We start from the raw sequence: 4,950 nt of genomic DNA, 5'->3' as shown, positions 1-4,950 counted from the left end.
CCGTCAGCAAGAAAAGATCAGACATGGTCACCGCTCGATTTTCGAACCGTGAATCACGCAGCAAAGCGGAAATCAATGGGTCCTGACCCTAATAGTTAAGGAGAATTTTGTTTTTATATCAGTTGTTTATGCTGCCCGAAGAAAGAAGATACTAGAAGAAAAAGAAGAAGGATCAGCCTGAGGCAACGTTACCCCCCAACCCAAACGTGGTTTCCCTTTACCAGTATCCCGACCAGATCCACGAGGCCTTCACGCATGACGCAGAGCGTGACGTTTTTGTCTGCCCACAAGTGCACGACCTGAAACTGTGCGCCAATAGCCCCGAGTAATCGCCGCACTCACCGGGCGCGGTGAAAAAAAGGCGCAAACACTAGATGTAGTCAGGAGCTTTTTTCACCGATATCGACTGATTATGAGATCGGAACCTAAGCGCCGAACAACTTTCGGATTTTCCGCTTAGTGTTGCGGCGGCGATAAGTCCACGTCTTCTGGTAACTTTGAATGAACTGCGCGACCTGCGGGCTAAGATCCGAAGCTTTCCGGATATCTTCGGGCCGATCTTGCCTGATGCTCTGCTCGATAAAGTGTTCGAGCCACCTGAAAAACAGGTCGGGGTAAGCGCGGCCCGGGAAGTACTTTTCCCCCCACTGCACGATTGTCTTGATCTGCCGGAAGGCATTCTGGTGAAGATTATTTCCGTGTTTGCGGTAGGAGAGAACGATCTTGTTCCCCAGCGAAAACGTCAACTCGGGGTGTCGCACCATGTGCTGAAACAGGCGCGTCCGCAGAACTATGTCGTCCCCGGTCATCGTGTCATCAAAACCGCCCACGGCCATGAGGGCGTCGCGGCGGAACACCTGACCCTGGATGTAGAAGGAGCCAAGGCTCCTATACTCCAGCTCAATCAGGTCCTGAGCCGTTTCGGGGTGGTTCGCAGGAAGCGGAAGGTGAATGGCATCCGTAATCCGGTGGCCGTTTTCGTCGATCTCGTAGTGACCGGTATTGGCTGCGAAGACGATGTTCCGAGCTTTCGACAAAACCTCGACCGCATCTTTGATACAGTCCGGCATCAGGAGGTCATCCAACGACATCATTGTGACAAATTCGCCCGACGCTGCGTCCAGAACCTTGTTGAAGTTCGCCGGCACATTGCCGGAATTTTCCTGCTTTATGAAAGTGGTCGGAAAGGGGCTCTTAGCCAGTGCGGCCTCAATCACTTCGACCGAATTATCCGGTGATCCATCGTCCAGGACGATGATTTCGATATTGCGATAGGTTTGTTCGTAGATCGATTGCAGACCCGCCGAAGCAAATATCGCATGGTTGTAGGAGACGCATAATACAGAACACAAATGAGACATTCAGTTCTCGCTTTTCGGCCTCGTCATGAACGGGACGTTCAATTGAAGCGATTGACCGTCCAGCGCCCATGTCAGCAGGCGCGCAGGATCTCGGGTATGACTCGGTTTTTAACGAGTGATCTATCCAGTTGAGGCCCCATTGGCAAGCTCAGCACTTCTTGTGCCAGACGGCGGGCAATCGGGAAAGCCTCGGCTTTGAGGCACAGATCCGCATAGGCGCCCTGCATGTGCGGCGGGATCGGATAGTGGATGAGCGTCCCTACCTTGGCCTCGGCCAGATGCGCCTGCATCTCAGCGCGCATTGTGGTGCGGACAACAAAAAGGTGCCAGACAGGGTCCGCCCAATCGGGCACATGCGGCAGGATCAGGCTGCTGTCCTTCAAACCCTCGAGATAGTCGACGGCGATCGCGCGGCGCCGTTCGGTCCAATCGTCCAGCGCCTTCAACTTTACCCGCAGAACAGCCGCCTGCACGGGATCGAGGCGTGAATTTACGCCGGGCTCTTCGTTGACGTATTTCTCGTGAGAGCCGTAGTTACGCAGTATCGCCACCCGGGCGGCCAGGTCTGCGTCGTTGGTGGTCACCGCCCCGGCATCCCCAAGTGCCCCAAGGTTTTTGCCCGGATAGAAGCTCCAGCAGACGATATCGCCATGCCCGCCAAGCCGCTGCCCCTTGTAGGCCGCACCATGCGCCTGCGCCGCATCTTCGATCACCCGAAGCCCGTGGCGGCCCGCAATCTCGAGGATAGAATCTAGGTCGGCAGGCTGGCCGTAAAGGTGCACCGGAAGTACAGCGCGGGTACGCAGGGTGATGGCCGCTTCGATAAGGGTCGGATCGATATTGTGGGTGGCCGGGTCAGGTTCGACCGGAACCGGTATTGCACCAACACCAGAGACGGCAAGCCAGGTGGCGATATAGGTGTTCGAAGGCACGATAACCTCGTCGCCCGGCCCGATGTCCAGCGCACGCAGGGCCAGTGTCAGAGCGTCTAGTCCGTTGGCCAGCCCCACGGCGAACTTGCTGCCGCAATAGGCGGCCCATTCTGCCTCGAAGGCCTCGACCTCGGGACCGAGGATGTAGAAACCACTGTCTAGCACTCGCGCCACAGCGTCGTCGATTTGTTGCTTCAGCTCGCGGTAGGCCGCGCCCAGATCGAGGAAAGGGATCATTCGACCCCTCCACGCAGCGCGTTTTGAAATTCGTTATAGTCCCGGAAATAGTCGGACTCATCATAGACATGCGAGGCAAGCACCATGCAGACTGCGCCCTGACTGAAGGCATCCATTTCACGCCAGATCATCCGGTTAACGTAAAGCCCTTTGCGCGGGTCACGCAGCCAGAATTCGGTCTTGGTTTCTCCGTCGTCGATCTTAATGCGGAAACTGCCGGACAGCGCAAAGATGACCTGTTCAAGATCGCGGTGTGCATGGCCGCCACGTTCGGAGTCGACGGGTACGTTGTAAAGGTAGTAGACCCGAGCAATGTCGAACGGCAGATGGTTACCCCCTTCCACGAAGGTCAGGTCGCCACGGGGATCATGGATTTGTGGAAGGTCGATGATCCGGACGCTGCCCTGGTGCGCGGAAATTCGTGTCATGGAAAGGTCACCCTTTGAGAAGTTTTAGATATGTGGCGCGTAACTCTTCGAACAGCTTGCGCGGATAGTCAAAGAAGATGTCTTGCGCGGTCCTATTGGTTTCGATCATGCCGAGACGGCGATAGAACGCCTCGGCGTGGGTGTTTTCCACCCGGACATCAACCTTGGCCATGCCGAGGCCTAGATGGTCGAAGCCGATGCCAAATGACAAGAAGGCGCTTTCCAGCGCGGCCTTCCTGGGTTTGTTGGCGTCGAGGATCCAGCTGCCCCAGGTGAATTGGTCTTTTTCGATTTTATACAGGCGTACCAACCCGCAGCGGGTGCCGTCGTGACGTTCGATCACGTAATAAAGCTGCCGACACTGGGCCTCCTCGGCCTTGTAGCCTTCGATCCACTGTCGCTGATCCGCAACCGTACCCGTGACTGGGGACAGGTGCCTATTGTAGTGCGGGTTCGTACGCAGGGCGTACACATAGGGGGCATCAGCGGGCGTGATTAGCCTGAGTCTCAGGTTGGGCCCGGCCACTTGGGCAACAGACGATTTGGTCATGATCCCTTTAGAGCTTGTGGTGGCGCTGCGGTCGCAGTCGTCACTATGGATGTTTCCGACGCGATGCACCAGCCATAACTCCGGTCTCAGCCTGAGGCACGCCGTGGCCCTTTCGGCTTTGCAAGGCCTCATCGAACGGGCGAACCTCTCGGGCGCCAGGGACGTTCTCGAGCTTCTGGAAGCCAGGGTAGTCATGCGCGGTGTCGCAACCGGCCAGCTCCGGGCCGCGTGTCTGACCTGGCAGCCAGCGCATCGGGATAATCACGGTTTTATTGTCGTTGTCGTTCAGCAGGCCGCCCCAGTACCCGAAACTGGAATTCGAGCTCACCTGGTGATCGCATTCCGAGATCAGCAGAAGGTCCAAGTGTCCGGCCTCGGTATTGTTCACATCGATGCAGCGCCATTCGATGTGTGGCGGCAGTTTCGAAGCCAAGTGACTGCGCACCCAGTCGATGTCGTCAGAGAAGAAGAAGACCTTCGCCTTATCCTGACCCGAGGCTGAGACGATCTGATCGATGGCAGTTCTGTAGTAATCCTCGCCAAGCATCGCCATGCCGATGCTTACGTAGTCCCCACGACGCACATGGACCGCGATCGACATGGGCGCGTTATGAATATCCGACAGCACATCCCGGTTGGCCTCGTTCAACTCAAGGTCCTTGAAACGCAGTTCTGAAAGCACCTTGTCTTCGACGTCGGACACGTACTTCCAGTGTTCTGCGTAACCATCGAAATACAGCGGCTGTGGGTGATCAAAGATGGCCGGGTCGTACCAGTAGGGTTTCGGATTATTGTAGTAGAAATGTCGCTTGTAGAAATCGATCTCGTCCTGCGTGGCGGCGTTCATTTTGATGTTTGGAAACAGCGTAGTCAGGGTGAACAGCCGGCTGCTCTTGTTGGAGCAATCCATGCCGTTGGTCTCGAACCACATCAGATCGTATTTAACGACCATGCCGAAGGCCTTCTTGAAACACTCGCCCAACACGTACTTCGTGATTGCCGAGCAGAGCCCACCGTCAACCATGACAATAACTATGGGGTCTTCCCCGCGCGCGCGCAGGATCTCCTCTCCCTTCTGGCGAAGTGAACGGTTCTTTCGTTTAGCGACCAACGAATGCAAGGATTTACGAAGACTGCGAGGCGACATAGGCGTATAGATATGCCATTAAATATGCCATGACCATGCCAAAATAAAAAACGGCAATTTAAACCTGTGCCGTTCAGCGACGCCGCGATCCAGGCCCGCCTTACCCTGAAGATTTTGTTTAGGATGCCGCTCCGGCCAACGATCGGGTTCGTGCAGATTTTGTTGCGGCTGGTCGGTTTGGATTGGGCGGTCCAGACTAGGTTCAGGCCTCATAGCCAATAGATAACGAGTGCTGCGAGGGCGATTGCTGACAGGAAGACCTTTGGGCACCTGTCGTAGCGGGTTGCCACAGGCC

General features: G+C 56.0%; 5 protein-coding genes and 2 pseudogenes. 1 reads left to right on the top strand and 6 read right to left on the bottom strand.

Going from position 1 to position 4,950, the window contains the following annotated elements:
• Nucleotides 1-425: 425 nt before the first annotated feature.
• The 5 genes from ACR0J4_RS23005 to ACR0J4_RS22985 all read right to left on the bottom strand — a co-directional run bounded on the left by ACR0J4_RS23005 (nucleotide 426) and on the right by ACR0J4_RS22985 (nucleotide 4,532).
• Complete coding sequence (locus ACR0J4_RS23005) at nucleotides 426-1,352, bottom strand: glycosyltransferase family A protein (protein WP_480668834.1); 927 nt, start codon at nucleotides 1,350-1,352, stop codon at nucleotides 426-428.
• Nucleotides 1,353-1,432: 80 nt separating this feature from the next.
• A complete protein-coding gene (locus ACR0J4_RS23000; RefSeq protein ID WP_170556713.1) occupies nucleotides 1,433-2,530 on the bottom strand; it encodes a DegT/DnrJ/EryC1/StrS aminotransferase family protein in 1,098 nt (365 codons plus the stop codon).
• Nucleotides 2,527-2,958, bottom strand: a complete 432-nt coding sequence (locus ACR0J4_RS22995) for a sugar 3,4-ketoisomerase (protein ID WP_170417387.1) — start codon at nucleotides 2,956-2,958, stop codon at nucleotides 2,527-2,529. The genes ACR0J4_RS23000 and ACR0J4_RS22995 overlap by 4 nt, the downstream gene beginning before the upstream one ends.
• A 7-nt stretch (nucleotides 2,959-2,965) precedes the next feature.
• The gene (locus ACR0J4_RS22990; protein WP_170419526.1) at nucleotides 2,966-3,508 is read right to left on the bottom strand and encodes a GNAT family N-acetyltransferase; all 543 of its coding nucleotides are present in this window, start codon (nucleotides 3,506-3,508) and stop codon (nucleotides 2,966-2,968) included.
• Between the two features lie 43 nt (nucleotides 3,509-3,551).
• Complete coding sequence (locus ACR0J4_RS22985) at nucleotides 3,552-4,532, bottom strand: alpha-1,2-fucosyltransferase (RefSeq protein WP_170644463.1); 981 nt, start codon at nucleotides 4,530-4,532, stop codon at nucleotides 3,552-3,554.
• Between the two features lie 195 nt (nucleotides 4,533-4,727).
• On the opposite strand from ACR0J4_RS22985, the pseudogene ACR0J4_RS22980 reads away from it, so the two are divergent.
• A pseudogene (locus ACR0J4_RS22980) lies at nucleotides 4,728-4,847 on the top strand (transposase); the annotation flags it as partial.
• A 17-nt stretch (nucleotides 4,848-4,864) separates the two neighbouring features.
• Here the strand turns inward: ACR0J4_RS22980 and ACR0J4_RS22975 are convergent.
• Nucleotides 4,865-4,950, bottom strand: a pseudogene (locus ACR0J4_RS22975) (IS5/IS1182 family transposase); the annotation flags it as partial.

This window comes from Ruegeria sp. B10 (genome assembly GCF_056539825.1).
Note: the sequence above shows the minus strand (reverse complement) of the source record. Positions and strands in the feature narration are given on the sequence as shown.

Excerpts from the sequence above, each read along its gene's own strand:
- ACR0J4_RS22990 (WP_170419526.1), bottom strand. The coding sequence starts at position 3,508 with ATGACCAAATCGTCTGTTGCCCAAGTGGCCGGGCCCAACCTGAGACTC.
- ACR0J4_RS23000 (WP_170556713.1), bottom strand. The coding sequence starts at position 2,530 with ATGATCCCTTTCCTCGATCTGGGCGCGGCCTACCGCGAGCTGAAGCAA.
- ACR0J4_RS22995 (WP_170417387.1), bottom strand. The coding sequence starts at position 2,958 with ATGACACGAATTTCCGCGCACCAGGGCAGCGTCCGGATCATCGACCTT.
- ACR0J4_RS22985 (WP_170644463.1), bottom strand. The coding sequence starts at position 4,532 with ATGGTTGACGGTGGGCTCTGCTCGGCAATCACGAAGTACGTGTTGGGC.